We start from the raw sequence: 1,269 nt of genomic DNA, 5'->3' as shown, positions 1-1,269 counted from the left end.
ACGCAACTGTAATGTTACATTGCCTTTGTAACCGGTTAACTGCACGTACAATGTTGTGGTAGCAGGGTTTGGCGATACTTTTAACCCTGTTGTTACTATTACAGATTTTGCTGCCGTAGTGGTTGGCTCTACAGTTGCGGCCACGGCTGTTGCATCGTCGTTTATGATGGTGCCGATAGCTTCACCATCGGGCAATGCTGCATTTACAGGATTGCTTAATAGGATGCGGAAGGTTTCATCGGGCTCTACTATTCTATCTCCATTAATGGTTACGTTGATAGTTTGCTTTCTTACACCTGGCGCAAAGGTTAATGTGCCTGTTTTTGCTGTATAATCAGGGCCGGCCAGAGCGGTGCTATTTTGTGTGGCATAACTTACCTGCACCGTTTGTGTGGATGCTTTGCTTAGCTTAACAATAAAGCTGATGGTACGTGGTCCATTGCCTTCTAGCTTGGCTTTATCGGCTATGGTGAAACGAATATTGTTGGTGCAGTTTTCATCTATTTGTCCGTTACAATTATCGTCTATTCCATTGCCGCATATTTCTGTAGCGCCGGGGTGTATAGCTGCATTGTTATCGTCGCAATCCAGGTTATTGCTTACTGTGCCTATGGGTACAAAACATCTTGCCTGTATAGGACTGTTGGGGTTGCCATAACCATCGCCATCCACATCAAAATAGTAGGTGATGAGCGGGAAGTCTTCATCAATTTGTCCATCGCAATCGTTGTCTAAGCCATCGCATAATTCGGGTGCGCCGGGGTGCACGGATGCGTTTTGATCGTCGCAATCTAAATTATTGGTTACCGTGTTTTGCGGTTGGAAACATCTTGCCTGAACCGGATTATTCGGACTGCCATAACCATCGCCATCTACATCAAAGTAGTAGGTTACCAGCGGGAAGTCTTCATCAATTTGTCCATCGCAATCATTGTCTAATCCATCGCATAATTCGGGTGCGCCGGGGTGCACGGATGCATTTTGATCGTCGCAATCTAAATTATTGGTTACAGTGTTTTGCGGTTGGAAACACCTTGCCTGTATCGGGTTGTTTGGACTGCCATAGCCATCGCCATCTACATCAAAATAGTAGGTAATTAGCGGGAAGTCTTCATCTATTTGTCCATCGCAATCGTTGTCTAATCCATCGCATAATTCGGGTGCGCCGGGGTGCACGGATGCGTTTTGATCATCGCAATCTAAATTATTGGTTACCGTGTTTTGCGGTTGGAAACATTTTGCCTGAACCGGATTATTCGGACTGCCATA

1 protein-coding gene is annotated in these 1,269 nt (G+C 45.5%); it reads right to left on the bottom strand.

What is annotated here, in order from left to right:
• A partial coding sequence (locus GD597_RS21650; RefSeq protein WP_216368657.1) for a MopE-related protein occupies positions 1 to 1,269 on the bottom strand: 1,269 nt, incomplete at both ends.

It is taken from the genome of Limnovirga soli (assembly GCF_013106755.1).
Lineage (GTDB): Bacteria > Bacteroidota > Bacteroidia > Chitinophagales > Chitinophagaceae > Limnovirga > Limnovirga soli.
This window is presented reverse-complemented; position numbering and strand designations above follow the sequence as displayed.